Origin of the sequence: Pelagerythrobacter marinus (genome assembly GCF_009827515.1) — a bacterium.
GTDB classification, from domain to species: Bacteria; Pseudomonadota; Alphaproteobacteria; order Sphingomonadales; family Sphingomonadaceae; genus Pelagerythrobacter; species Pelagerythrobacter marinus.
In genome coordinates, this window is record NZ_WTYO01000001.1 from 516,910 (window position 1) to 543,503 (window position 26,594).

Annotated in this window: 21 protein-coding genes; 12 read left to right on the forward strand and 9 right to left on the reverse strand. The window is 70.1% G+C overall.

Features of this window, described 5'->3' with window-relative positions:
• From nuoL to GRI72_RS02430, 7 genes are read left to right on the forward strand one after another with little or no spacing between them, the layout of a single operon-like run.
• Positions 1 to 2,064, forward strand: a complete 2,064-nt coding sequence (gene nuoL, locus GRI72_RS02400; RefSeq protein WP_160732315.1) for an NADH-quinone oxidoreductase subunit L — start codon at positions 1 to 3, stop codon at positions 2,062 to 2,064.
• On the forward strand, positions 2,064 to 3,626 hold the full coding sequence (locus GRI72_RS02405) for an NADH-quinone oxidoreductase subunit M (RefSeq protein WP_160732316.1): 1,563 nt from the start codon (positions 2,064 to 2,066) through the stop codon (positions 3,624 to 3,626). Before nuoL ends, GRI72_RS02405 begins: the two co-directional genes overlap by 1 nt.
• Positions 3,626 to 5,086, forward strand: coding sequence for an NADH-quinone oxidoreductase subunit NuoN (gene nuoN, locus GRI72_RS02410; protein ID WP_160732317.1), 1,461 nt, complete (start codon positions 3,626 to 3,628; stop codon positions 5,084 to 5,086). Before GRI72_RS02405 ends, nuoN begins: the two co-directional genes overlap by 1 nt.
• Positions 5,083 to 5,793 carry a biotin--[acetyl-CoA-carboxylase] ligase gene (locus tag GRI72_RS02415; RefSeq protein WP_160732318.1) on the forward strand — a complete coding sequence of 237 codons (711 nt, stop codon included), beginning with the start codon at positions 5,083 to 5,085 and terminating at the stop codon, positions 5,791 to 5,793. Before nuoN ends, GRI72_RS02415 begins: the two co-directional genes overlap by 4 nt.
• 11 nt (positions 5,794 to 5,804) lie before the next feature.
• The gene (locus tag GRI72_RS02420) at positions 5,805 to 6,596 is read left to right on the forward strand and encodes a type III pantothenate kinase (RefSeq protein ID WP_160732319.1); all 792 of its coding nucleotides are present in this window, start codon (positions 5,805 to 5,807) and stop codon (positions 6,594 to 6,596) included.
• Complete coding sequence (locus GRI72_RS02425) at positions 6,593 to 8,239, forward strand: ribonuclease J (protein WP_160732320.1); 1,647 nt, start codon at positions 6,593 to 6,595, stop codon at positions 8,237 to 8,239. The genes GRI72_RS02420 and GRI72_RS02425 overlap by 4 nt, the downstream gene beginning before the upstream one ends.
• Positions 8,240 to 8,243: 4 nt before the next feature.
• Positions 8,244 to 8,513, forward strand: coding sequence for a DUF1467 family protein (locus GRI72_RS02430; protein WP_160732321.1), 270 nt, complete (start codon positions 8,244 to 8,246; stop codon positions 8,511 to 8,513).
• On the opposite strand, the gene GRI72_RS02435 is transcribed toward GRI72_RS02430, so the two are convergent.
• Complete coding sequence (locus GRI72_RS02435) at positions 8,510 to 11,170, reverse strand: coiled-coil domain-containing protein (protein WP_160732322.1); 2,661 nt, start codon at positions 11,168 to 11,170, stop codon at positions 8,510 to 8,512. The two genes, GRI72_RS02430 and GRI72_RS02435, sit on opposite strands and share 4 nt — an antisense overlap.
• Before the next feature lie 71 nt (positions 11,171 to 11,241).
• Here GRI72_RS02435 and GRI72_RS02440 point away from each other — a divergent pair, with 71 nt between their 5' ends.
• From GRI72_RS02440 to GRI72_RS02455, 4 genes are all read left to right on the forward strand, one after another.
• Positions 11,242 to 11,550 carry an Hpt domain-containing protein gene (locus tag GRI72_RS02440; RefSeq protein WP_160732323.1) on the forward strand — a complete coding sequence of 103 codons (309 nt, stop codon included), beginning with the start codon at positions 11,242 to 11,244 and terminating at the stop codon, positions 11,548 to 11,550.
• Positions 11,551 to 11,638: 88 nt separating this feature from the next.
• Positions 11,639 to 12,910: a hypothetical protein gene (locus tag GRI72_RS02445; RefSeq protein ID WP_160732324.1), complete on the forward strand. Its 1,272-nt coding sequence runs from the start codon at positions 11,639 to 11,641 to the stop codon at positions 12,908 to 12,910.
• Positions 12,911 to 12,919: 9 nt separating this feature from the next.
• Positions 12,920 to 13,879, forward strand: a complete 960-nt coding sequence (locus GRI72_RS02450; protein ID WP_160732325.1) for a hypothetical protein — start codon at positions 12,920 to 12,922, stop codon at positions 13,877 to 13,879.
• A gap of 3 nt (positions 13,880 to 13,882) precedes the next feature.
• A complete protein-coding gene (locus GRI72_RS02455; RefSeq protein WP_160732326.1) occupies positions 13,883 to 15,301 on the forward strand; it encodes a sensor histidine kinase in 1,419 nt (472 codons plus the stop codon).
• Between the two features lie 112 nt (positions 15,302 to 15,413).
• On the opposite strand, the gene GRI72_RS02460 is transcribed toward GRI72_RS02455, so the two are convergent.
• Positions 15,414 to 16,700 (reverse strand): citrate synthase, encoded by a 1,287-nt coding sequence (locus tag GRI72_RS02460; protein WP_160732327.1) that lies wholly within the window; start codon positions 16,698 to 16,700, stop codon positions 15,414 to 15,416.
• A gap of 41 nt (positions 16,701 to 16,741) precedes the next feature.
• Positions 16,742 to 18,154: a glutamate--tRNA ligase gene (gltX, locus tag GRI72_RS02465; protein WP_160732328.1), complete on the reverse strand. Its 1,413-nt coding sequence runs from the start codon at positions 18,152 to 18,154 to the stop codon at positions 16,742 to 16,744.
• 29 nt (positions 18,155 to 18,183) lie between these two features.
• On the opposite strand from gltX, the gene GRI72_RS02470 reads away from it, so the two are divergent.
• Positions 18,184 to 20,376, forward strand: coding sequence for a ComEC/Rec2 family competence protein (locus GRI72_RS02470; protein ID WP_160732329.1), 2,193 nt, complete (start codon positions 18,184 to 18,186; stop codon positions 20,374 to 20,376).
• A 146-nt stretch (positions 20,377 to 20,522) separates the two neighbouring features.
• On the opposite strand, the gene lexA is transcribed toward GRI72_RS02470, so the two are convergent.
• The 6 genes from lexA to GRI72_RS02500 all read right to left on the reverse strand — a co-directional run bounded on the left by lexA (position 20,523) and on the right by GRI72_RS02500 (position 26,518).
• On the reverse strand, positions 20,523 to 21,236 hold the full coding sequence (lexA, locus tag GRI72_RS02475) for a transcriptional repressor LexA (RefSeq protein ID WP_160732330.1): 714 nt from the start codon (positions 21,234 to 21,236) through the stop codon (positions 20,523 to 20,525).
• An 82-nt stretch (positions 21,237 to 21,318) separates the two neighbouring features.
• Complete coding sequence (locus tag GRI72_RS02480; RefSeq protein ID WP_160732331.1) at positions 21,319 to 22,500, reverse strand: molybdopterin molybdotransferase MoeA; 1,182 nt, start codon at positions 22,498 to 22,500, stop codon at positions 21,319 to 21,321.
• Positions 22,497 to 22,982, reverse strand: coding sequence for a cyclic pyranopterin monophosphate synthase MoaC (gene moaC / locus GRI72_RS02485; RefSeq protein ID WP_160732332.1), 486 nt, complete (start codon positions 22,980 to 22,982; stop codon positions 22,497 to 22,499). The genes GRI72_RS02480 and moaC overlap by 4 nt, the downstream gene beginning before the upstream one ends.
• Positions 22,983 to 23,207: 225 nt before the next feature.
• On the reverse strand, positions 23,208 to 23,993 hold the full coding sequence (trpC, locus tag GRI72_RS02490) for an indole-3-glycerol phosphate synthase TrpC (RefSeq protein ID WP_160732333.1): 786 nt from the start codon (positions 23,991 to 23,993) through the stop codon (positions 23,208 to 23,210).
• Between the two features lie 235 nt (positions 23,994 to 24,228).
• Positions 24,229 to 24,990 carry an SDR family NAD(P)-dependent oxidoreductase gene (locus tag GRI72_RS02495; protein ID WP_160732334.1) on the reverse strand — a complete coding sequence of 254 codons (762 nt, stop codon included), beginning with the start codon at positions 24,988 to 24,990 and terminating at the stop codon, positions 24,229 to 24,231.
• A gap of 109 nt (positions 24,991 to 25,099) precedes the next feature.
• Positions 25,100 to 26,518 (reverse strand): sigma-54-dependent transcriptional regulator, encoded by a 1,419-nt coding sequence (locus GRI72_RS02500; protein WP_160732335.1) that lies wholly within the window; start codon positions 26,516 to 26,518, stop codon positions 25,100 to 25,102.
• Positions 26,519 to 26,594 lie beyond the last annotated feature (76 nt).

The following is a 26,594-nucleotide window of genomic DNA, read 5'->3' on the forward strand; positions in this document are numbered from 1 at the left end:
GTGGAAACGTCGATTCTCCTCATCGTCTTCCTGCCCCTGCTCGCGGCCATTGTCGGCGGGCTGGGCAATCGGGCCCTTGGCAACACCGTGGTGAAATCGCTCACCACCGGCGCCCTGTTCGTTTCCTGTGCGCTGTCGTGGCCGATCTTCCTCGGCTTCGTCGCCGGGACCGCCGAGGCGCAGGTCGTGCCGGTGCTCCAGTGGGTCCAGTCGGGCGCGCTGAGCTTCGACTGGGCGCTGCGGGTCGATACGCTGACCGCGGTCATGCTGGTCGTGATCACCAGCGTTTCCGCGCTCGTCCACCTCTACAGCTGGGGCTACATGGAGGAGGACCCGGACCAGCCGCGGTTCTTCGCCTATCTCTCGCTGTTCACGTTCGCGATGCTGATGCTGGTGACGGCGGACAACCTGGTCCAGATGTTCTTCGGCTGGGAAGGGGTCGGCCTCGCCAGCTACCTGTTGATCGGCTTCTGGTTCCGCAAGCCGAGCGCCAACAAGGCCGCGATCAAGGCCTTCGTGGTCAACCGCGTCGGCGACCTCGGCTTCATGCTCGGCATCTTCGGCACGTTCCTCGTGTTCCAGACGACCTCGATCCCCGAGATCCTCGAGGCCGCGCCGGGGATGAGCGGGAGCTCGATCGGCTTCCTCGGCATGCGCCTGCAGACGATGGACGTGCTGTGCATCCTCCTGTTCATCGGGGCGATGGGCAAGTCGGCGCAGCTCGGCCTGCACACCTGGCTGCCCGACGCGATGGAAGGCCCGACGCCGGTGTCCGCGCTGATCCATGCGGCGACGATGGTCACCGCCGGCGTGTTCATGGTCTGCCGCCTGTCGCCGATGTTCGAAACCGCGCCGGTCGCGCTGGCGCTGGTCACCTTCATCGGGGCGGCGACGTGCTTCTTCGCGGCCACGATCGGCACGACGCAGTGGGACATCAAGCGGGTCATCGCCTATTCCACCTGTTCGCAGCTCGGCTACATGTTCTTCGCGGCGGGCGTCGGCGCCTATGGCGCGGCGATGTTCCACCTGTTCACGCACGCCTTCTTCAAGGCGCTGCTGTTCCTCGGCGCGGGTTCGGTCATCCACGCGATGCACCACGAACAGGACATGCGTTATTACGGCGCGCTGCGTAAGCACATCCCGCTGACGTTCTGGGCCATGATGGCCGGCACGCTGGCGATCACCGGAGTCGGCATCTACTGGCTGCACGCCGGCTTCGCGGGCTTCCATTCGAAGGACGCCATCCTCGAGGTGGCCTTTGCCCGCGGCACGGAGATGGGCACGTTCGCCTTCTGGATGGGCGCGGTCGCGGCGCTGCTGACCAGCTTCTATTCCTGGCGGCTCATGTTCCTCACCTTCTGGGGCAAGCCGCGCTGGGCGGGCAGCGAGCATATCCGGCACGCCGTCCACCACGGTCACGACGATCCGGAAGACGCCAATCCCCCGGCGCAGGAAGACGCGGGCGACGATGCCGTGCATCACGTCCCCTCGACCGAGCAGAGCGACGGCACTGCGGGCTACCATCCCCACGAAAGCCCGGTTTCCATGCTGGTCCCGCTCGGCGTGCTGACGGTGGGCGCGGTCTTCGCGGGCTGGGTGTTCAGCCACGCCTTCCTCGACGATCCGGCCTTCTGGGGCGGCTCGATCTTCTACAACGAGGCGCTGATCCACGAGATGCACGCCGTGCCGCTGTGGGTGAAGCTGACGGCGAGCTTCGTCATGCTGCTGGGCCTGTTCGGCGCGTGGCTGGCCTATATTCGCGACACCTCGATCCCCGGCAAGTTCGTCGAGCAGTTCCGCTACGTCCACAACTTCGTCTACCGGAAATGGTACTTCGACGAGCTTTACGACCTCGTGTTCGTGAAGCCGGCGTTCTGGTTCGGCCGGCAGTTCTGGAAGCGCGGCGACAAGGGCCTGATCGACCGCTTCGGACCCGACGGGGCCGCCTGGGTCGTCGCGCGCGGCGCGGTCGTCGCGCGCAAGGTGCAGTCCGGATATCTCTATAGCTACGCGCTGATCATGCTGCTTGGCCTGGTCGCCGCGATCACCTGGGTGCTGATGTAATGGGGGGCTTCCCGATCCTTTCGCTGATGCTGGCGATCCCGCTTCTGGCGGGCATCGCGTGCCTGTTCGTCGAGGCGAAGGCGGCGCGCACGATCGCGCTCGCCGCGACGCTGGTCGACCTGGCCCTGGGCATCGTGCTGTGGCTCAACTTCGATATCGGCGGCGCGCAGTGGCAATATACCGAGCGCTACGAGCTGTTCGCCGGCTTCAGCTACGCGCTGGGCATCGACGGCATTGCGCTTCTGCTGATCGTTCTCAGCACGTTCCTGATGCCGATCTGCATCCTCGCGAGCTGGGAATCGATCACCCGGCGCGTGGGCGAGTACATGGCGGCGTTCCTGCTGATGGAAGTCCTGATGATCGGCGTCTTCGCCGCGCAGGACCTGTTCCTGTTCTACATCTTCTTCGAAGCCGGCCTGATCCCGATGTACCTGATCATCGGCATCTGGGGCGGGCAGGACCGGATCTACGCCAGCTACAAGTTCTTCCTCTACACCCTGCTCGGATCGGTCCTGATGCTGATCGCGATGCTGTGGATGGTGAACGAGGCGGGAACGACCGACATTCCCGCGCTGATGCAGTACGATTTCCCGCCGGCGGCGCAGACCTGGCTGTGGCTCGCGTTCTTCGCCAGCTTTGCGGTGAAGATGCCGATGTGGCCGGTGCATACCTGGCTGCCCGACGCCCACGTCCAGGCGCCCACGGCCGGCTCCGTGATCCTGGCCGGTGTCCTCCTCAAGATGGGCGGCTACGGCTTTATCCGCTTCAGCCTGCCGATGTTCCCCGAAGCGAGCGCGCAGTTCGTCTGGCTGGTCTGGGGCCTGTCGATGGCGGCGGTCGTCATCACCAGCCTGATCGCACTGGTGCAGCAGGACGTGAAGAAGCTGATCGCCTATTCCTCGGTCGCGCACATGGCGATCGTGACGGTCGGGCTGTTCGCGTTCAACGTCCAGGGCCTGGAAGGCGCGATGATCGTCATGCTCAGCCACGGCCTCGTGTCGGGTGCGCTGTTCCTGTGCGTCGGCGTGATCTACGACAGGCTGCACACGCGCGAGATCGATCGGTACGGCGGGCTCGCGATCAACATGCCGAAATACGCAGTGTTCTTCCTCCTCTTCACGATGGCCAGCATCGGCCTGCCGGGCACGAGCGGGTTCGTCGGCGAATTCCTCAGCCTGGCCGGGATCTACCAGGCCAATTCCTGGGTCACGCTGGTCTGCACGACCGGGATCATCCTCGGGGCCGGTTACATGCTCTATCTCTACTGGCGGATCGCCTTCGGCGTTCAGAAGAACGCCGATGCCGCGGCCATGCCCGATCTCAACCCCCGCGAATGGGCCATGCTGGCCCCGATCGCCGCGGCGGTGCTGTGGATGGGCGTCTATCCGGAAAGCTTCCTCGCGCCGATGCGCCAGGATATCGCCGCGCTCGATGCGCGCCTCGCGCGGGCCGCGCCCGATGGCGATGCGGACCTGGCCGCGGGCACCCCGCGGGCGGAGGCGGCCAATGCCGTTGCCGGCGCACATGACGCCGCAGATGGCGAGGCGGAGGGAGCGCACTGATGCAACTGCAGTCTTCCCTCGCGCTCATCGCGCCTGAAATCGTGCTGAGCCTGGCCGGCCTGGCCCTGCTCCTGATCGCGGCGTGGAGCCGCAATGCCGGCCGGCTGGTCACGATCCTGGCCGCCGTCGCGCTGGGCGGGGCGAGCGTCCTCGTCGCGCCGGCGCTGTGCAGCGGGGCCATGGGCCCCGACACGCTGGCCTTCGAAGGGCAGTTCGCGGCCGATGCCTTCGCATCGTTCGCGAAGATCCTGATCTTCGTCTCGGCGATCGCCTGCCTGATGGTCGCGCCGCGGTTCTTCGATCGCGACGGGGCGATAAGGGCGGAATACCCGGTGCTGATGCTGTTCGCCGCGCTCGGCATGGCGATCATGGTCTCGGCGACCGACTTCATGACGCTCTACATCGGGCTCGAACTGAACAGCCTGGCGGCTTACGTCCTCGCCTCCTTCATGCGCAGCGACGACCGTTCGGCGGAAGCGGGCCTGAAGTATTTCGTGCTCGGCGCGCTGGCGAGCGGGATCCTGCTCTACGGCATCAGCCTGGTCTATGGCTTCACCGGCACGACCTCGTTCGAGGGCGCGCGCGCTGCCATGTCGGGCGAACTGTCGATGGGGATGCTGTTCGGCCTGATCTTCGTGCTGGCCGGGCTGGCGTTCAAGATAGCTGCCGTGCCGTTCCACATGTGGACGCCCGACGTCTACGAAGGCGCGCCGACGCCGGTGACGACCTTCTTCGCCACCGCGCCGAAAGTCGCCGCCGTCGCGCTGACCGCGCGGGTCGCGCTGGATGCCTTCGGCATGCAGATGGACGCCTGGCGCCAGATCGTGATCTTCGCCGCGCTCGCCTCGATCGTGGTCGGCGCGCTCGGCGCGATCGGGCAGAGCAATCTCAAGCGCCTGCTGGCCTATTCGTCGATCAACAACGTCGGCTTCATCCTGATCGGCCTCGCGGCCGGCACGGCCGCCGGGGTCTCGGCGATGCTGGTCTACCTCGCGATCTACGTCGCGATGTCGCTGGGCAGCTTCGTCGCCGTGCTCATGCTGCGCAACGCGCAGGGCGAGCAGGTCGAAGGGCTTGCCGATATCGCCGGCCTGTCGAGCACGCGCCCGCTGCTGGCGCTCTGCCTGGCGGTGATGATGTTCAGCCTGGCCGGCATTCCGCCGCTGTTCGGCTTCTGGGGCAAGTTCGTGGTGTTCTGGGCCGCGGTCGAGGCCGACCTCGTCGCCCTGGCCGCCATCGGCATCGCGGCCAGCGTGATCGGCGCGTTCTATTACATCAAGGTCGTGAAGGTGATGTATTTCGACGAGCCGGCAGGCGTCGTCACGGGCAGGAGCGACTGGGCGCACTGGCTGATCCTGGGCGTGACCACGGCCGCCATGTCGCCGCTCGGCTATCTCCTGACGCGCGTGCTGGGCGACCTCGCCGACCGCGCGGCAGAGGCCCTGCTGTTCGTCGCTTGATCGAAACCGTCGCCGAAACCGGCTCGACCAATGCCGATCTCGCCGCGCGTCTGCGCAATGGCGAGCGCGTGGCCGAGGGGGACTGGCTCATCGCCGATCGCCAGGTCGCCGGCCGCGGCCGGCAGGGGCGCCCCTGGTCCGATGGCGCCGGCAATTTCATGGGCTCTACGCTGGTGCGGCCGGGGCCGGGCGATCCCCCGGTCCATACGTTGACGCTGATGGCGGCGCTGGCGGTTTACGACGCGGTCCTGCCTCTCCTGGCGGAGCCGCAGGCGCTGGCGATCAAGTGGCCGAACGATCTTCTTTTGCGCGGCGCGAAGCTCTCGGGCATATTGCTCGAACGGGTCGGCGAGGCGGTCGTGGTCGGCATCGGGGTGAACCTTGCCCAGGCGCCGGACCTGCCCGACCGGCCGGCCGTGGCGCTGGCGCAGCTCGGCCCCGCTCCCGACCGCGATGCCTTCGCGGCGACCCTGGCCGAGGCGTTCGACCGCGAACTGGAACGCTGGCGCACGTTCGGCATCGAGCCACTGGTCCGGCGCTGGCTGGCCGCCGCGCACCCGGTGGGGACCGCGCTGCGCGTTCACGATGCCGAAGGGCAGCCGACCAGCGGCCGTTTCGCCGGGCTCGCCGCCGATGGCTCGCTGCTGCTGCGCTTGGAAGACGGGACGACCCGTGCCATCCATGCCGGTGACGTCACGCTCGGTTGAAGGATACGGTCATGCTGCTCGCCGTCGATGTCGGGAATACCAATGTCGTTTTCGCGCTCTTCTCCACGCTGGAGGAGGGCGGGCGCGAGATCCGGGCGCGCTGGCGCATTGCCACCGATCCGCGGCGGACCGGGGACGAATATGCCGTCTGGCTGCTGCAACTGATGAAGATCGAGGGCATTGCCCGCGAATCGATCACGCAGATCATCTTCGGATCGGTCGTCCCGCGGGCGGTGCACAACCTCACCGTCCTGGCAGAAAAGTACTTCGGTCTCGAGCCGCTGATCGCGGGGGAAGGGGCGGCCGAATGGGGCATCGCGATCGACGTCGACGAACCGCGCTCGCTCGGCGCGGACAGGGCGCTCAACGCCATTGCCGCGCACGCGCGCTATCCCGGCGATCTGATCGTCGTCGATTTCGGCACGGCGACGACGTTCGACGCGGTCGATTTCAACGGCGCCTACAAGGGCGGGATCATCGCGCCGGGCATCAACCTGTCGCTCGACGCGCTGGTCGGCAACACGGCGAAGCTGCCGCGGATCGCGATCGAGGCGCCGCGCGGGGCCAGCGTCATCGGCACCAATACCGAAGACCAGATGCTGATCGGCGTCTTCTGGGGCTATGTCGCGATGATGGAGGGGCTGATCGCCCGGATGCGCGAAGAGATCGGACGACCGGCAAACGTGGTGGCGACCGGCGGGCTCGCGATCCTGTTCGATGAACACACCCGCATCTTCGATGCGGTCGATGCCGACCTGACGCTGGAAGGGCTGGCGATACTGGCCGAAAGGGCCGCACGATGAAAAAGAACTTCGCTCCGGAAAACGAACTGCTGTTCCTCGCGCTCGGTGGCTCGGGCGAGATCGGCATGAACGTCAACCTCTACGGCTGCAACGGCAAGTGGCTGATGGTCGATCTCGGCATGACCTTTTCCGGCGGGGAATATCCGGGCGTCGACCTGGTCTTCGCCGACCTTGAGTTCATCGAGGATCGCGCGAAGGACTTGGTCGGAATCGTGCTGACCCACGCGCACGAAGACCATATCGGCGCCGTCCCCTATTTCGCCGCCGAGCTGGGCGTGCCGCTCTACGCCACGCCGTTCACGGCCGACCTGGTGCTGCGAAAGCTGGCGGAGGCGGGCCTGACCGGCGAAGTCGACCTGCGGATCGTGGAAGACGGCGATCCCATCGCGCTTGGCCCCTTCACCGTTTCCTACCTCCCCTTGGCCCATTCGATCGCCGAAGGGCACGCGGTGCTGATCGATACGCCCCATGGCCGGGTGTTCCACACCGGCGACTGGAAGCTGGACGAAGACCCGATCGTCGGCGTTCCGACGACGGAGGAAGAGCTGACCGCCATCGGCGACGAGGGCGTGCTCGCGCTGGTGTGCGATTCGACCAATGTCTTCAACCCGGCGCCGAGCGGCTCGGAAGGCGCGGTCTATGCGGGCCTGATGGAAGAGGTGAAGCGCCACGGCGGGCGGCGCGTGCTGGTCACGACATTCGCCTCCAACGTCGCGCGCCTGCACACGCTGGGCGAGGTGGCCAAGGCCACCGGGCGGCGGCTCTGCGTCGCCGGGCGCTCGCTCGACCGCATCATCGAGGTGGCGCAGGACAACGGCTATCTCGAGGATTTGCCCGAGCTGGTCGATTTCGATACCGCGATGGGCCTGCCGCGGGGGGAAGTCCTGTTCATCGCCACCGGCGGGCAGGGCGAACCGCGCGCCGCGCTGGCCCGGATCGCCGAGGGCAATCACCCGATCGAGCTGGCCGCGGGCGATGTCGTGCTCTTTTCCAGCCGCCAGATCCCGGGCAACGAGCTCGCGATCGGGCGGGTGCAGAACCAGCTCGCCGAACGCGGTATCGTGATGGTGACCGACCGGCAGAGCGAGATCCACGTTTCCGGACATCCCGGCCGGCCCGAGCTGGAGGCGCTCTACGACTGGCTCCGGCCCGAGATCCTGCTGCCCGTCCACGGCGAAATGCGCCACATGCAGGAACAGGCCCGGCTGGGGCTGGCATGCGGCATTCCCAGCGCCGTCGTCCAGAAGAACGGCGACATCGTGCGCCTGGCCCCGGGCGAGCCGGGGACGATCGCGCAAGTGCGCGCCGGGCGGCTCGTGCTCGACGGCGACATCATCGCCCCGTCCGATGGCGAAGGCGTGGTGATGCGCCGGCGCATTGCCGCCGAAGGGGCGATGGTCGTGGTGCTGGGGCAGGGGTTGAGCGTGGAGGTGGAGACGTTCGGCCTGCCGCTGGAGGAAGACATGGACGATTTCCTGGCCGAGGCGAAAACCGACATACGCGATGCCATCGGCAAGCTGCGCGGCCGCGCGCGCAACGACCGGGAGGACGTTTCGGAAGCCGCGCGGCTCGCCGCGCGCCGGGCCGCGCGCCGGTGGTCGGGCAAGAGCCCCCAGGTCAAAGTCGTGATAGTGGGGGGCTGACGCGATGCAGTGGACTTCCTTCCTCGCGATCTATCTCCTCGTCTGGGTTCTCAGCGCCTTCGTCATGCTGCCGCTCGGCATCCGCACGCACGACGAACTGGGGATCGAGAAAGTGCCGGGCCAGGCCGACAGCGCGCCGGCCAATTTCCGGCCCTGGCGCGTCGTCCTGCGGGCGAGCATCCTGGCGGCCGTGCTCACGGGCCTCTTCGCGCTCAATTACCAGTATGGCTGGATCGGCGTGTCGGACCTCGATCTCAGCCGCCTGTTCGGCTAGCCGCGCAGGCGGCGGATCGCCTGCGCCAGCGCGACGTAGAGCTTGCCCATGTCCGAACTCAGCAGGGTCACGCCCAGCGCGTTGCCGTCGCGGGTGGAGAGCATCGTGCGCAGCATCCCCTCGAAATCGGCGACGTAGCGATTGACGTTTTCCTGGAAGTCGGGCTCGCTCTCGTAAAGCTCGGCGATGGCGCGCGCCTCGGTATTGTCCAGCAGGCGCACGGCCCGGCGGGTGAAGATGCCGCGGTCGCCGCGCATGTAGGACGCCCAGGCCGTGTCGGTCACGTCGCTCGACAGCGCCTTGGCAATATCGATCGCGTTCGAATTGAGGCTCTCGGTAATCAGGGCCATGCGCCGGGCGAAGTCGTTGTCCACCCGCTCCTCGGCCCGCTCCCGCGCCTGCGCGACGCGCGCCTCGAGGTTGCCGGCCAGCTCGTCGACCTTGGCCAGCTGGTCGCGCAGCTGGATCGCCGCCTGGCGGCTGGAATCCGACGCGCGCGAGGCAGCCTTTTCGAGCTGGCCGATCGATTCCTCGGCCTTTTCGCGCAGGACGGCATCGAGCGTTTGCGATGTTTCCGCGCCGATCCGTTCGGCCAGCTCGCGAATGCTCTCGCTCGCGTCCTCTCCGATGGCGGCGCGGGCGGAGCGCGCCGCGATCTCGAGCGCCTCGATCGCCGCGCGAAGATCGTCCTGCGCCTTGCCGGCAACGGCGGCGCCGTCGTCGCCAAGGCCGGCGACGGCATCGCGCAGGCGGGCGATCTGCTCGCCGTAAGTCTCGTTGGCCTGCGCCAGCCGCTCGTGCAGCGCGTCGATCTCCGCGATCGTTTCACGCCCGGTGCCCTGTGTCCCGGTGACCAGCTCGGCCAGGCGGGCGCCCGTGGCGCCGGCATCGTCGACGGTGGCCTTGAGCGCGGCGGCACGCTCCTCCACTTCGGCGAGGCGCGTTTCCGCCTCCCCGATCGCGGCCGGCAGTTCTTCGCGCGAGTGCTGGCTGCTCGCCTGGAGCAGTTCGAGCAGGCGCACGCTTGCCTCGGTCAGGCCGGCCACGGCCTCGTCCGTCCCGGCCAGCGAGGCGCGGCTCGCGTCGAGGCGGGACTCCAGCCGTGCGAGGCTCGCCGCCAGGGTTTCCTCGGTCTCGGAACCGTGACGCGCGATTTCCTCCACCGCCTCGCGCATCTGCGTGATCCGCCCGGTGATCGCTTCCCCCTTGCCGGCGAGGGCATCGGTCTCGGCCAGGTGCTCGGCGCGCCGTTCGGCGATCGCCGCATCGAGTTCGGCAAGCCGGGTTGAGAGCGCTTCCGCCACCTCGCCCTGCGCCGCCTCGAGCGCGGCGAGCCGCTCGGCCATGCGTTCCTCCAGCTCGCGGTCGCGTTCCTCGATCCCGCGATCGATCGCCTCGGCCTCGGTCTTCAGGGCCTGCAGCTTGCGGCTGGCGGAGGCGAGCGCGTTCTCGTCGATCCCCTTGATGACATCGATCGCCTCGGACAGGCGCGCCTGCATGGCCTCGACCTGGCCGTTCCAGGCCTCGAGCGCGGTTTCTTCGCCTTCGCGCAGGGCATTGCCGATCGTCTTCGCCTCGTCGCGCAGCCCGCCGAGCCGCGCGCGCAGCGAAACGAGCGCTTCCTCTTCTTCGGAGGCCAGGGCCTCGTGCGCGGTGCGAAGTTCCTGCGACAGGGCGTCCGCCCGGCGGCGCAGCGCCGCGAGCGTCTCGATCTCGCGCCCTTCCAGGTCGACCCGGAACGCCTCGCTCTTTTCGCGCAGGGCGGCGAAGCGGTCGGCCGTGGCCCGGTCGAGCTGCTCGCCATGTTCCTCGAACAGGCGCAGGGCCTCGTCCACCCGGCTGCACAGCGATTCGACCCGCTGCTCGCTCGCCTGCCCGGACTCGTCGAGCCGGGCGAAGCCGCTTGCCAGCGCATCCACGTGGTCGCGGGCCACTCGCCCGGCATTGCCGATCTGGTTCGACACGTCCTTCGCCGAATTGGCGATCACGGGCAGGTCGTCGCGCAGGCGGTTCATGTTCTCCAGCGCGGTCGCGCTGACCGAAGCGAGCGCATCCACCCGCTGGCCATTGTCCTCCACCAGCCCGTGAAGGCGGTCGGCATGGGTCGAAAGCCGCTCGGTCGCCAGGCGGCCGAGGCTGTCGAGTTCGCGCGATTGCGAAGCGAGGAACTCGCGCGCGAGGCTCAATTCGCGGTTGATCGTGCCGAGGCGCGTCTCGAGTCGGTCCGACTCTGCGGCCAGCGAACGGGCGACTTCGCCGAAGCGACGCGCCTCGTGCCGGCTGTTGTGCCGGGCCAGCATCCACAGCACCGCGACCAGCGCGGCGGGTGCCGCCCACTGGCCGATCCAGCCGGTCCACTGGGCGGGGGAGGCCCCTGCCAGCATGGCCTCGCGGTGAACCCACGCGAAGGCGGCGGTCCAGCCCAGGATCGCGATCACGGCGAGGGTGGGCACGACCCAGCGGCGGCGCAGGCTCTCGTCATCCTCCACTACCGCCTCGGCCCAGTCGTCCGGCTCCGCCTCGTGGCCGTCGCCCGGTTCCGTACCGGGCGCGCCGAGGTGCGCCGCAGGCGTTGATTCCCCGCCCGCGCCGCCTTCCGGCCGCACCTGGTCGGGTGTTTCGGGCCCGACGGCCCTGATCTTGGTTCCCCCGCTCATGTCCTTGAATCTATCACGAAACCGGCGCGCTGAAACCCTGCTTTAACCAGACTTGCGATAGAGCGGGCAGGATGGTCCACGAAAACGGCACTCTCGATGCGACACTGGCCGCGGCGGCGGGCGACGATCCCGCGCTCCTCGCCGAGCTGCGGGCCGCTTTCGTCGAGAGTCTGGAGCGCCAGATCGACTTGCTGCGCCGCGCGCGCTGCGACGGCAACTGGGAGGTCGCCGCCCTGCGGCTGCGGGGGTTGGCGGCCAGTTTCCACGCCACCGCCTTGCTGCAACTGGCGGACGAGGCCGTGGCCGCCGCGCCCGGCGATCCGGCGATCCTGCGCAAGCTCGAGGATTTTACCCGCGCCTTCGCCGCCGACCCGGCCTGACCGGGCAGGTGGGCAGGCGGTCGCCAGGCCGCTTGGCAGCAGGCCCGGCCGGGCCTAGAATCGCGCGCTTTCAGGCGGGAGTCATCATTTGCGCGTCGCCATCCTCTCGGCAATGCATCCCACCGGCTCGCACGGCGAGGGGCCGATCCGCGGCCTCCTGGCGGTCGCGGGCCGCAGCGCCGCGGCCCTGCAGCTCGATCTGGCGCTGCGGCTCGGGTGCGAACGGATCGTCTGCTTCGCCGAGGGGCTGGACGACGGGATACTGCCGCTGCTCCACCGGGCCGAACAGGGCGGGGCGAGCTTTCATGCGCTTGCCAGCGCGCGTGCGCTTTCGGGCCTCGTGCGTGCGCAGGACGAGCTGTTCCTCTTCGCCGAGGGGGTCGTGCCCGATCCGCTCGCGGCGGGCGAGATGCTGGGCGAGCGGTCGGGCGTCGTCGCCCTGCCGGCCGATGCGGGAATGGAGGCGGGGTTCGAACGGATCGACCGCGACCATGCCTGGGCCGGCATGGCGCGCCTGCCGGGCGCGGCGGTGGAGCGGCTGGCCGAAATGCCGATCGACGTCGAGGCGATCCCGGCGCTCCTGCGCCTGGGGCTGCAATCGGGCGTGCGGCTCGTCCCGTTGCCGCGGGCGGTGCTGACCGACCGGCGGTGGACCCTGCTGCGCGACGAGGAGCACGCGCGCGCTTTCGAGACCGCCTGGCTGCACCAGCGGATCGTCCCCGCCCCGTTCACCGCGCCTCTCCATGCCGTGGCCGACCGGCTTTCGACCGCGCTGGCACCGCGGGTCCTCGCGCGGAAGGGGCGCGCGGTCCTGCCGTTCGCGGGCGGGGCCATCGCACTGGCCGGTGCGCTCGCCGCGGCCCACTGGGGCACGGGCACGGGCACGGGAACGGGCGCGGGCACGGGAACGGGCGCGGGCGCGGGAACGGGGGCCGGGGCCTTCGCTGCGGTCGCCCTGGGCGCCTTCCTCCTGCGCATGGGCGGGACCCTGGCGGCCCTGTCGCGCGACCGCGTGGCGGAAGGCGTTGCCGCGCGGGCCCGGCGCGCGCTGCCCGGCCTCGCGATCGATTTGACGCTCGTGGCCGTGGCCGGTTTCCTCGCGCCGGTCGCTGCGCTGGCGGAATGGCTGTTCGCCGCGGGCGCGCTGGTCCTGACGCTGCGCGCGCTTCAGCGGCTTGCCGGCGGCGCGGTGGCGGCGACAGCCTCCGACCGGGCGAGCCTTGCCGTCGTTCTCGCGGCGGGGGCGGCGCTGGGCCAGCCCCTGCCGGCGATCCAGCTCCTGACGCTCCTCGGCCTTGCCGTTCTCGCCTGGCCGCGCCCCGGCCCGACGGATAACGCTGGCTTAACTATGTCGCGCTAAGGCCGGGCGATGACCGAATCCGGCATGAACCAGGCACCCCAGTCGCCGATCGAGAGTGTTCTCGCCGACGAACTCGCGCGCGGCGACGTCGTGCTCGGCACCGCCGGGCCGATGCTCGGCATGCTCCTGGCCAATTATGGCCATGGCCTTTTCAGCGACGAAGTCGTCGCCCGCGTGCGCGGCATGGTGTCGCACGCGGCGCGCCAGCTCCTCTATGCCCAGGCGAATGCCGCCGGGCTGGAGGACCCCGCCGAATTCGCGGCCCCCCGGTGCGACGACCTGGCCGAGGCCATCGGGCGCGAGCTGCGGTTTCTCGGCCATTGCCACGCGCTCGCCCTCGAATACCGGCTGGCGATCAAGCTGGAGGCGCGCAGCACGATCGACCCGGTCCTGTCGCCGGGTCTCCAGGCGATGATCGCTTCGCCCGATGGCGAAACGGCGCGGCTCGCCATGCAATTGCTGGCATCGCAGGCGCGGTTCATCCAGCAGCAGCGCCGGATGGAGCTGCCGCTCGACGAACTGCCCCGGGCCCTGTTCGACCATGTCCTCGCCACCTGGCGCGGGCAGGCCGACGGGACGGACGAGAACGCGATCGAACAGGCGAGCCAGCGGCTTCGCGATGGCCACGCCGAGCGCGCGCGCCGCCTCGATCTGCTGGCCAAGGCCGCGGCGGCGGTGACGGGCGGGGGCCAGCCGCTGGCCATCGGCCATTTCGGCGTGGCCCTGTTTCTTTCGGTCCTGGCCGAGCAATCGGGACAGGAACGCGAGATCGTGGCGCTGGCGACCGATGAAAGCCAGGTCGGCCGGCTGGCGCTGGCGTTGCGCGCGGCGGGGCTGAAGCACGACCAGGTGGCCGAGCAGTTTCTGCTCGTGCATCCCGAAATCACTTTGCCCGACGCGTTCGACACGTTGAGGGCGGATCGCGCGGCGACCCTGCTAGCCGGATCGGGCCGGAAGGAGCTGGGCTGAGCCATGAACGCGCAGGCCCCCGGATACCTCGCCCGCGGACGGATCGACGGCGACGACTGCCTGGTCGAGGCGGACGAGCCCGTGGCCAGCCTGCAGCGCGAATGCGGCGGCGAAGTGCCCGGCGCGCTGGCGATCCCCGGCCTCCTGGCCGAAATCGGCAAGGCGCGCGCCGCCGGCGCCCGTTATGCCACCGCGTTCGAAGCGCAGGCCGACAGCGAGATCGTGAGCGCCCGGGTGGAGATATTTCCCCATGCCGGCGAAGACGGCACGTGCTCGATCGGGATAACCGACTGGCAGGTCGCGCCCGCGCCGGTGGACAGCGATGCCCAGGCCGCGAGCCGCCGGCTCGAGATCGGCCGCAATGTCGCCGAGCTATGGGCCCGGCTCGATTCGGCGCAGTGCGTGCTGGCGGTCGAAGTGCGCGCAAGCGATCTCGAGCCGCTCGGCCGGCGCATGGCCGGCGCGCTGGGCCATCCGTGGACCGACTTCGTCGATCTGCCCGGCACCGTTCACGAACAGCCGATGCACTGGCGCCTGCTCGACGATGCCGAAGTGCGGGTGGCCGAATCGCAACGGACCTGGCGCGCGATGCTTGCCCCGGTGGCTCCGGCGAGCGCGGGGAAGGGCGGGTTCGAGCTCCTGCTCGTGGCCGATTCGGCGCTCGACACAAGCACTCGCGACGGCGATGAGTCGCAGGACAGCGGCGTTGCTGCTCCGCCGCCGCCTTCGCGGCGGATCGGGCAGGAGCTCTCGCCCGTCCTGCGCCAGCCGATCGCGCGCATCATCGCCAACGCGGAAACGATCCGCACCCGCCTGGCCGGGCCGCTGGCCGAGGAATACAGCAATTACGCGGCGGATATCGCCGCTGCGGGGCAGCACCTGCTGGCCCTGCTCGACGACCTTTCGGACCTCGAAGTTGTCGAATCGGAGGATTTCGACACCGCGCCGGACGAGATCGACCTGGCCGATGTCGCGCGCCGGGCCGCGGGTATCCTCGCGGTCCGGGCGAAGGAACGGCACATCGAGATCGCCGGCCCGGCCGACGACGTTTCCGTGCCTGCCATCGCCGAGTTCCGGCGCGTGCTGCAGATCCTGCTGAACCTGCTGGGCAACGCGATCCGCTACGCGCCCGAGGGGACGAGCGTGCGCCTCAAGCTATCGGACAGGAAGGGGCGCGCGCGGGTCAGCGTGATCGACGAGGGCCCCGGCCTCTCGGCCGAGCAGCAGGCGCGCGTGTTCGAGAAGTTCGAACGGCTGGGCCGCAGCGGGGACGGCGGGTCGGGCCTCGGCCTCTACATTTCGCGCCGCCTGGCGCGGGCCATGGGTGGCGACCTGTCGGTCAAGAGCAAGCCGGGGCAGGGCGCGAGCTTCCGTCTCGACCTGCCGCCCAACCCGGCGAAGCGCAGGCGACCGGCGGATTGATGGCGCCGGCTGCCGCCCGCCAAGGGCGCGGCTCCGCAACATCTTTCCCAAGGCGCCCGCAGGCCGCCGGCGCGCATCAGCGCGATGCCGGCGACCCGGGGCCAACCTTGCCTCAGCGCTTGTCCATCGGGACGTAGTCGCGCTCGGTCGGGCCGGTGTAGAGCTGGCGCGGACGGCCGATGACCTGGCCGGGATCGGAAATCATCTCGTTCCACTGCGCGACCCAGCCGACCGTGCGGGCGAGGGCGAAGAGCGCGGTGAACATCGTGGTCGGGAAGCCGATCGCGTTGAGGATGATGCCCGAGTAGAAATCGACGTTCGGGAAAAGCTTCTTTTCCTTGAAGTAATCGTCGTTGAGCGCGTGCTCTTCGAGCTTCAGCGCGGTCTCGAACACCGGGTCGTCGACGTTCAGCGCCTCGAACACCTCGCGCAGCGTCTGCTGCATCACGGTCGCGCGCGGATCGTAGTTCTTGTAGACGCGGTGGCCGAAGCCCATCAGGCGGAACGGGTCGTTCTTGTCCTTCGCGCGCTCGATATAGTGCGGGATGCGATCGGGCGTCCCGATTTCCTGCAGCATGTTGAGCGCGGCCTCGTTGGCGCCGCCGTGCGCCGGGCCCCACAGGCAGGCGATGCCCGCGGCGATGCAGGCAAAGGGATTGGCGCCCGACGAACCGGCCAGGCGCACGGTCGAGGTCGAGGCGTTCTGCTCGTGGTCGGCATGGAGGATGAAGATGCGGTCCATCGCCCGTTCGATGGCGGGGTGGATCTCGTACTCCTCTGCCGGCACGCCGAACGTCATGCGCAGGAAGTTGCCGGTGTAGCTGAGCGAGTTGTCGGGATAGAGGAACGGCTGCCCGATCGAATACTTGTAGGCCATGGCCGCGATCGTCGGCATCTTCGCGATCAGGCGATGGCTGGAAATCTTCCGGTGCTCCGGATCGGAAATGTCGGTGCTGTCATGGTAGAACGCCGACAGCGCGCCGACCACGCCGCACATGATCGCCATCGGATGCGCGTCGCGCCGGAAGCCGCGATAGAACGTCATCAACTGCTCGTGCAGCATCGTGTGGCGCGTGATCGTGTAGTCGAAATCGTCCAGTTCCTGCTGCGTCGGCAGTTCGCCGTTGAGCAGCAGGTAGGCGACTTCCATGAAGCTCGACTGTTCGGCCAGCTGCCCGATCGGGTAGCCGCGATGGAGCAGGACACCTTCCTCCCCGTCGATATAGGTCAGCGCGCTTTCGCAACTGGCGGTGGACTTGTAGCCGGGATCGAACGTGAACGCGCCGGTGCTGCCGTAGAGCTTGCGGATGTCGATCACGTCGGGTCCGACGCTGCCCTCGAGGACCGGGAACTCGTAACTGTTGCCCCCGAAATCGAGTTTCGCCTGCTTGTCCGCCAAATTCGTTCTCCTTCTCGCTATCTTGTCGTTCGGCTGCCGGCTTATCGTTCAGCTGCCGGAGCGGCTTGCGCGTCCAGCCGCGCGAGAGCCTCTTCCCGTCCGAGCAGGACCAGCACATCGAAAATTCCGGGCGACGTCGTCGTCCCCGTCAGCGCCGCGCGCATGGGCTGCGCGAGCTTGCCGAGACCCAGTGAGAGTTCTTCGGCGAGTGACTTGGTAGTGGCTTCGAGAGCCTCGATTGTCCAGTCATTTTCGGCCCGCAGCCGGGTGCTCACCTGGTGCAAAATTGCGCGGGCATCGTCGTTCAGCAGCGATTGCGCCTTCTCGGTCATGGCGAGGGGCCGGGTCTTGAACAGGAAGGCCGCCCCTTCGGCCAGTTCGTCGAGGTCGCGCGCGCGCGTCTTGAGCACCGGCATGGCCTGCGTCAGCAGGGCCTCGTCGGTCGGCAGGTCGATCCGCCCCGCGACCAGCCGCGCCAGGCGCGCGTCGTCGGCCGCGCGGATGTAATGGCCGTTGAGGTTCTGCAGCTTCTTGAGATCGAAGCGCGACGGGCTCTTGCCCACGCCGTCGAGGTCGAACAGCGCGATCGCCTCGTCCCGGTCGATCTCTTCCCGGTCGCCGTGGCCCCAGCCCAGGCGCAGGAGATAGTTGAACAGCGCCTCCGGCAGGATGCCGAACTCGTCGCGATAGGTTTCCGCCCCCAGCGCGCCATGGCGCTTCGACAGCTTGGCCCCGTCGCTGCCGTGGATCAGCGGGATATGGGCATATGCCGGCTCCGCCCAGCCCATCGCGCGGTAGATCGGGAGCTGGCGGAAGGCGTTGTTGAGGTGATCGTCGCCGCGGATGACATGGGTGACGCCCATGTCATGGTCGTCCACCACGACCGCGAGCATGTAGGTCGGGCTGCCGTCGGCGCGCAGCAGGACGTAATCGTCCAGTTCGGCATTGCGCACGGTCACGCGGCCCTGGACCCGGTCCTCGATTGCCGTTTCCCCTTCCTGCGGGGTCTTCAGGCGGACCACGTAGGGCGCGCCGGTCGGCGCATCGGCCGGGTCGCGGTCGCGCCAGCGCCCGTCGTAGCGCAGCGGCTGCTTCGCCGCGCGCTGGGCGGCGCGCATCTCCTCCAGCTCCTCCGGCGTGGCATAGCACTTGTAGGCATGGCCGCCCGCGAGCAGCTGTTCGGCGACTTCGACATGGCGCGCGCCGCGTTCGGACTGGAACACGACGTCCTCGTCCCAGTCGAGCCCCAGCCAGGCCAGCCCGTCGAGGATCGCGTCGATCGCCTCGGGCGTGGACCGCTTGCGATCGGTATCCTCGATCCGCAGCAGCGCCTTGCCCCCGTGGTGGCGGGCATAGAGCCAGTTGAACAGGGCCGTGCGGGCCCCGCCGATGTGCAGGAACCCGGTCGGCGAGGGGGCAAAGCGGGTAACGACCTGTCCGCTATTGCTTGCCATATCCGAGCTGTTCCTTTCCTATGATGGGCATGGCGACGGGGGTGCCCGAAGTTCCGCTGGGGGGCGGGCCCGAGCGGCCCGATGTTGCGGTGCAGCGCAATTGGCGCAGCGCAGCCCGTTTGTCCAGTGCCCCGGGCAAGCTCGCCGCGCGGGCAGAGGCCTTTCTGGCCGCTGCCGGGGTGGACCGCGGGCCATGGCTCGCGGTGGCCTTCGCGGCCGGGATCGGCGCCTGGTTCGTGCTCGATGGGCCGGCGGAGTGGCTCGCGGCGATGGCGGCCGCGGCCATGGCGGCGCTGGGGGCCGCCGCGGCCTGGCGCGGCCGCGAGGACAGGGCGGGGCTGCGGCTCGCCGTCACCTCGCTTTCGATCATGGTCCTCGCCGGGCTCGTCGTGGTCTGGGTACGTTCCGCCACGGTCGGTGCGGAGCCGATCGAGCGGCCGCGGGTCGAACGGATCGAGGCGCGCGTGCTCGACCGGATCGAGCAGCCGGCCGAAGGGCGCTTGCGTCTCGTGCTCGCCTATCGCGAGGGCGATACGGGGCAGGCGCGCAAGGTGCGGGTGAACGTGCCGCTGGCCCGCGACGCGCCGGGCCTGGGCGAAGGGGCGGTGGTGCGGCTGCGCGCGCGGCTGATGCCGCCGGCCCCGCCGATGCTGCCGGGGGGATACGACTTCGCCCGCGCGGCTTGGTTCCAGGGCCTTGCCGCGACCGGGTCGCTGATCGGGGAGGTGGACGTCGTCGCGCCGGCCGAGGCGGGCGGCTCGCTGGCGGCGCTGCAGCGCCGTCTCGCCGCGCACGTGCGTGCCAGCCTGCCCGGATCGCCGGGGACGATCGCGGCAGCTTTCGCCAGCGGGGACCGCGGAGCGATCGCCCAGGCCGACGAGGCGGCGATGCGCGATGCCGGGCTGACCCACCTGCTGGCGATCAGCGGGCTCCACGTCAGCGCGGTGATCGCGGCGGCCTACGTGCTCGCGATCAGGCTCCTCGCGCTCTGGCCCTGGCTCGCGCTGCGGGTTCGCCTGCCGATCGTCGCCGCGGCGCTCGCGGCCGGGGCGGGCGTGGCCTATACCCTGCTGACCGGGGCGCAGGTCCCGACCGTGCGCAGCTGCATCGGCGCGCTGCTGGTGCTGGTCGCGCTGGCGCTGGGGCGCGAGCCGCTCTCGCTCAGGATGGTGGCCGTGGCCGCGATCTGCGTCCTCCTGCTCTGGCCCGAGGCGCTGGTCGGGCCGAGCTTCCAGATGAGCTTCGCCGCCGTCCTTGCGATCGTCGCCCTGCACACCAGCGCGCCGGTAAAGGCCTTCCTCGCCCCGCGCGAGGAGGGGTGGATCGCCTGGTTCGCCCGCCGCGCGGCCATGCTGCTGGCGACCGGCCTGGTGATCGAGATCGCGCTGATGCCGATCGTGCTGTTCCATTTCCATCGCGCCGGGGTCTACGGCGCGCTGGCGAACATGGTGGCGATCCCGCTCGTCACTTTCGCCTCGATGCCGCTGATCGCGCTCGCCCTCGCGCTCGACGTCGTGGGCGCCGGTGCGCCGGCCTGGTGGATGGCGGGCAAGTCGCTCGACCTCCTGCTTGCCATCGCCCATTTCACCGCCGAGCGCCCCGGGGCGGTCAAGCTGGCGCCGCAGATGGGGGCGGGCACGATGGCGCTGTTCGTTGCCGGGGGGCTGTGGCTGGCGCTGTGGCGGGGCCGGGCGCGGCTGTTCGGGCTGGTCCCGGCGATCATGGCGACTGTCCTCCTGCTGGCGGCGACCCCGCCGCCCGATGTCCTCGTTTCGGCCGACGGGCGGCATGTCGGGATCGCCGGGGAAGGCGAGCGTCTGCTGGTCCTGCGCGACAGCCGCAGCGCCTATGCGCGCGACAACCTGCTCGAACTCGCCGGTATCGAGGGGGAGCCGGTCCCGCTCGCGCAGTGGCCGGGCGCGCGGTGCAGCCGCGACTTCTGCGTCCTCACCATCAGGCGCGACAGTCGCCGCTGGACGCTGCTGATGGCGCGCAGCGCGGTGCTGGTGGAAGAAGGCGCGCTGGCCCGGGCTTGCGCGCAGGCCGACGTGGTCGTGGCCGATCGCTTCCTGCCGCGCAGTTGCCGCCCGCGCTGGCTCAAGGCAGACCGCCGCCTCTTGCGGCAGACCGGCGGGCTGGCGCTCCACCTCGACCGGCCCCGCGTCGTCACGGTCGCGCAGGGCCAGGGGCAGCACGGCTGGTGGCGGGGCTTCGGCGACTGATCGCCTGCCCGCCGGCCAGGGCCGGCAAGATAGCTGTCCTCCGGCCAGGGCCGGCAAGATAGCTGTCCTCCGGCCAGGGCCGACACGACAGCTGTCCTTCGGCCAGGGCCGGTGCGGATGGATGCCCCGGCGACCCGCCCGGGCGATCAGTGATAGCGGCGCAGGAGGCCCGAGAGCTTGCCCTGGACCTGGACTTCGTCCGGCCGGTAGACCTGCGGATCGTAGGCGCCGTTGGCCGGATCGAGCCGGACCATGCCGTTTTCGCGCCGCAGGTACTTCAGCGTCGCTTCCTCGTTCCGCACCAGGGCGACCACGATTTCCCCGTCGCGCGCGACATCGGTGCGGCGCACGAGCGCGAAATCGCCGTCGAAGATCCCCGCCTCGATCATCGAATCGCCCGAAACCTCCAGCGCGTAGTGTTCTCCCGGGCCGAGCAGGGCGGCGGGGACGGGCAGGCTGTTCTGTCCTTCGAGCGCCTCGATCGGCGCGCCCGCGGCGATCCGGCCGTGGAGCGGAATCTCGATCACGTCGTTCGCCGGCTCGGGCACGGCCTTTTCCGCGCGGGCGGCGGCGGCCCCTTGCAGGTCCACTACATTGTCGGCCGCGGCCCCGCCGGCCTTCGCGCCGCGCGCGGCAGGGGTCGAATCCTCCGGCTGGCGCAGAACCTCCAGCGCGCGGGCGCGGTTGGGCAGGCGACGGATGAAGCCGCGTTCCTCGAGCGCGGAAATCAGGCGGTGAACGCCCGACTTGCTCTTGAGATCGAGCGCTTCCTTCATTTCCTCGAACGAAGGCGATATCCCGGTTTCCTCCAGCCTTTGCTGGATGAAACGGATCAGCTCGTGCTGCTTTGCCGTCAGCATGGCGAAATCTCCCTGGTCGCCTGACACGATCGTGCGCGGTTGCGAACGAATGCGGAACAATTAGGCAACCCGGCTTGGCAAGTCAAGCAATTGCGCCGTTTTCGAGGCGATAGACCGGAACATCCGTTCCCCCTTTCGTCCCGGCGCAGTGCGGCGGGTGCCAGATCAGCGCATCGGCGCGGGCGAGCTGGGCGAGCAGGCTGCTGTCGCGCTGGCGGATCGGGTCGGCCCGGCCTTCGCGCAGCACGGCGCGCGTGAACTCCCCCCGCGCGCCGCCGGGCGGCAGGTCCGCCCCCGCGGGCACGGGCACCGCCCGCGGCAGCGGATCGGGCGCGCCGAGCATGGCGCGCAGCGCCGGCAGGGCGAACAGGAACCCGGTCACGAAGGCGGAGACCGGGTTGCCCGGCAGGCCGAGGACGAGGGTGTCTTCGCGCCGGGCGACGAGCAGCGGCTTGCCCGGCCGGATCGCCACGCGCCAGAAGGCGATCCGCGCGCCCCAGGCTTCGAGCGCCGGGCGCACGAGGTCGTGGTCGCCGACCGAGGCGCCCCCGCTGGTCAGGACGAGGTCGCAGTCCGCGCAGGCGGCAAGCGCCGCGCCGAGCGCGCCGGCATCGTCGGCGACCGGCCCGATCCGGCGCACGGTGCAGGGCAGGCCGGCCGCCATCGCCGCGAGCATCGCGCCGTTGCTCGCCGGAACCGAGCCGTCGACCAGCTCGTCGCCGCAGTCGAGGATCGCCACGCGCGGCGCGTGGTGGACCGCGACCCGCGCGATCCCGGCCGACAGCGCGAGCGCGACCTGCCGCGCACCCAGCCGGCTGCCGGCGGGCAGCAGCCTGTCGCCCCGCTCGAAGTCGATCCCGCGCCGGCGCACGTTCGCGCCGGCTTCGGGCGGTTCGGCGGCCAGCGAGAGGCGGTCGCCGTTGCGCAGCGCCTCTTCCTGCACCAGAACCCGGTCGGCACCTGCCGGCATGGCGGCGCCGGTGGAGATCCGCACCGCCTGCCCGGCCGACAGCGTGCCGCCGAACGGCGCGCCGCAGCGGCTTTCGCCGGCCAGGGCCCAGGGCCCCGGGCCCGACAGGGCATAGCCGTCCATCGCCGAGAGGTCCGCCGCCGGGCGCGTGGCCGCGGCCGTCAGCGGCGCGGCGAGATGGCGGCCGAGCGCATCGGCGACCGGCAGCGTTTCCGCCGGCAGCGGCCGGACGCTTTCGAGCAGGCGGGCCCAGGCCTCTTCCAGCGGTATCGGCGACGGGGCCGGGCCGCTCATCCCCGCGCCCGGTCGTCGTAGCGCCAGTCGCCGGACTTGCCGCCGGTCTTCTCGATCAGGCGCACGTGTTCGATCGTCATGTCCTTCTGCACCGCCTTGGCCATGTCGTAGATCGTGAGGAGCGCGGTGCAAGCCGCTGTCAACGCTTCCATTTCCACGCCGGTTCGCCCGGTCAGCGAGGCCCGGGCGGTGACGTCCAGCCCATCGTCGCGGAACGCGAAGTCGATCGTCACCGCGTCGAGCGCGAGCGGGTGGCACAGCGGGATCAGGTCGCCGGTCTTCTTCGCCGCCATGATCCCGGCGATGCGCGCGGCGGCGAGCACGTCGCCTTTCGGCAGGTCGCCGTCGCGGATCGCGGCGAGCGTTTCCGGGCGCATGGCGATTCGTCCGCGCGCCGTGGCCGAGCGCGTGGTTTCGGCCTTGCCGCCGACATCGACCATGCGGGCCGCGCCACTTGCATCGAGATGGGTCAGCCCGGCCATAGGGGCCCCCGCTTTCCTGTTGGACATGGACCGCGTGTTACACTGTCCTGGAGCAAAAAAGGGGCCGCTGCATCGGCCCCCGCAGCCGCCCCGCCGATGGCGCGCGCGAAGCGGCCGGCGCCGGGGGCGCGGCGGGGCGCGCGGCATGCGAGGCGCGGGGGCGAGGAGGGGGCGGGCAGGGCCATCGGCCGCAGGTCTTGCCAGATGCGGCCGGTGTAGGAAAGTTCAGCCTTCGAGCAGGCTGCGCGTCGCGCGTTCGACGTCGTCCTGGCGCATCAGGCTCTCGCCGACCAGGAAGGCGCGCACCCCGGCTGCGGCCAGCCGCCGGCAATCGGCGTGGGTGGCGATCCCGCTTTCCCCCACCAGCAGCGCCCCTTCGGGCGCCCGCGGGGCGAGCCGCTCGGTCGTGGCGAGATCGGTTTCGAAGGTCCGCAGGTCGCGGTTGTTGACCCCGATCAGGCGCGAGCGCAGCCGCGCGGCGCGCTCCATCTCCGCCTCGTCGTGGACTTCGACCAGCACGTCCATCCCGCGTTCGAGCGCGGCCGCCTCGATCTCCGCCATGGCGCCATCGTCCAGCGCGGCGACGATCACCAGGATCGCGTCGGCGCCGATCGCGCGCGCTTCGGCCACTTGCCAGGGATCGACCATGAAATCCTTGCGCAGTACCGGCAGGTCGCAGGCGGCGCGCGCGTCCACCAGGTAATCCTCGTGCCCCTGGAAATGGGGGGCGTCGGTCAGGACCGAAAGGCAGGCCGCGCCCCCGGCCTGGTAGGCCAGGGCATGTTCGGCCGGGCGAAAATCGGGCCGGATCAATCCCTTGGACGGCGATGCTTTCTTGATTTCCGCGATCAGGGCGAAGCCGCGATGCGCCTTTTCGGCCAGGGCGCGGGCGAACCCGCGCGGGGGCGTGCCCGCGGCGGCGGCGCGGTCGAGATCGTCGAACGTGGCGCGCGCCCGGCGGGCGGCCACTTCCTCGCGCTTGACGGCGCAGATCTGGTCGAGCTTGTTCATCGGGTGTGCCTATGGCCTGCCCGCGCGCGCCTGTCGACGGGCAGTTTGTTGAAGCGGCACCAGCCCGCACCCCCGCCCGGCCACCCAACGACAGGGTATTCTATGGGTGGCCGGGCGGGGGTGCGGGCCGGTGCCGCCCCAAAGGGGGTGGCCGGGCGGGGGTGCGGGCCGGTGCCGCCCCAAAGGGGGTGGCCGGGTGGGGGTGCGGGCCGGTGCCGCCCCAAAGAGAATCACGCTAGAGCGAATAGCCGCCGTCGGTCACCAGCACGGCGCCGGTGGTGGAAGCGGCCGCGTCGGACAGGAGGAAGCCGACCTGGCCGGCGATTTCCTCCGCCGCGGCATAGCGGCCGAGCGGGGTCGCCATTTCGGCCATCGCCTTCAGCGCCGCCGCGCGGTCGCCGCCGTGTTCGCGCACGAGATCCTGGAAGAAGGGGGCCTGGTCCCAGATCGGGGTATCGACTCCGCCCGGTGCCACCGCATTGACGCGCAGCCCCTGCGGCGCGCCTTCTTTCGCCGCGACTTTGGCCAGCTGGATCAGCGCCGCTTTCGATGCGCCGTAGGCGGCGGTGCCCGGTTCGGCCTTCACCCCGCTGATGGAGGCGGTCACGACCACGCTGCCCGCGCCGGGGATGGCCCGCATCGCCGCGCGCAGGGCGAGGAACGCCCCGTCGAGGTTGACCGCCATGACGCGCCGCCACTCGGCGAAATCGCATTCCGCGATCGGCGCGCCCGAGGCGATCCCGGCATTGACGACCGCATGATCGAGCGGGCCCATTCCGTCCAGCCCGTCCCACAGCGCGGGATCGGCGACGTCGCCGACCACGCGCCGGCAGTCGCACGACAGCGCCAGCCGGTCGAGCGCCGCGCGGTCGCGATCGACGAGCACGAGGCGCGCGATCCCCTGCGCGTCGAGCCAGCGGCAGGTCGCCGCGCCAATGCCCGATGCGGCCCCGGTGACGAGGGCGGCCCGGCCGGAAAAGTCGAACGATGCGGTCATGCCGGACGGCTTAGGCGGCCCGGCGGCCGGGCGCCATGCCTTTTCGGGGGCGCGTGCCTTGCGGGAAAGATGCCCTGAGGGGAGCGTTCGGGTGCCCGGCGGCGCGCCGTCAGGCGGCGTTGTCGATGCCGAGATCGCTGAGCTTGCGATAGAGGGTCGAGCGGCCGATCCCGAGCCGCCGGGCGACTTCGGTCATGCGGCCGCGATAGTGGCCGATGGCGAGACGGATCACGTCGGCTTCGATATCCTCCAGCGCGCGCAAGTTGCCGTCGTCGGTATAGAGCATGACGCCGGCCCCCTCGTTGACCGCGGCGGGCGGATCGTCGGGTTCGCCGACCATTTCCACCAGCTGCGGGAAATTCTCTGTCGTCAGCGTTTCGCCGTCGCAATAGACGGCGGCGCGGAACAGCACCGATTGCAGCTGGCGCACGTTGCCCGGCCAGTCGAACGCGGCCAGCAATTGCAGCGCGGCGTCGGAAATCGCGTGGTGGCGCAGGCCCGGCTGTTCGCCGATGCGGGCGAGGAAATGCCGGGTCAGCGCGGGAACGTCGCCCTGCCGTTCGCGCAGCGGGGGCAGGACGATCGTGGTGGCCGAAACCGCTTCCAGCAGGCGTTGTTCGAAATGGCCGGTCGCGACCAGGTCGGCCAGCGGCAGGTTGCTGGCGCTGATCAGGCGCACGTCGACGCGGAAGCCGTGGCGCGCGCCGATCGGGCGGACGATGCCCTGTTCGAGGCACTCGGCCAGCTTGCCCTGGATCGCCGGGTCGAGCCGGTCGATCTCGTCCAGCACCAGCGTGCCCCCGTCGCAATGCTGCAATGCGCCCACCTGGCGCTCGAACGCGCCGGGAAAGGCATTCTGTTCGTGGCCGAACAGGATCGATTCGATCGAACTGGCCGGGACCCCGCCGATGTTGATCGAGCGGATCGGGGCCTTGGCCCGCGGGCTGGCCGCGTGCATCGCGCGGATCAGCATTTCCTTGCCGGTGCCGCTTTCCCCCTCGATCAGCACGTGGCCGTGCCCGCGCGCGGCCTTGGCCGCGCGGGCGAGCGCGGTGCGGAACGATGGCGCGGTGCCGATCATCGCGTCGAAATCGAGCGAGGTCGGCATCTTCTCGGTCAGCGGCTGCAGCTCGTCGCGCGGGGCCTCGTGCCTGGTCGCGCTGCGCAGGGCCTGCATCAGGCGGTCGGGCGCGACCGGCTTGACCAGGTAGTCGGTGGCGCCCGCGCGCATGGCCTCGACCGCCAGCAGCGGGCTGGAACTGGTCGTCAGCATCAGCACGGGCAGGGCGGGGCGGCGGCTCTTCAGCTCCTCGATCAGGCTGCAGGCATCGTCGCCCGGCACCCACTGGTCGAGGATGATCGCGGCCAGCTGCATGCCCTGGCGGGTGCCGAGCGTGGCGATCGCGGTTTCCGAATCGTTCACCACCAGCGTGCGCCACCCTTCGCGCGCGGCGAGCGCGGTGATGAGCCGGCTCTGGGCCGGTTCGTCGTCGATCAGCATCAAGAGGCGCGATTCGCTTTCGGCCATTGGTCCCCAAACCGTCCCGTTGCGGTACAGGTCTTCGCTCTAGGGCGCGGGGGTAAAGGTCCGATTAAGGCTGTTG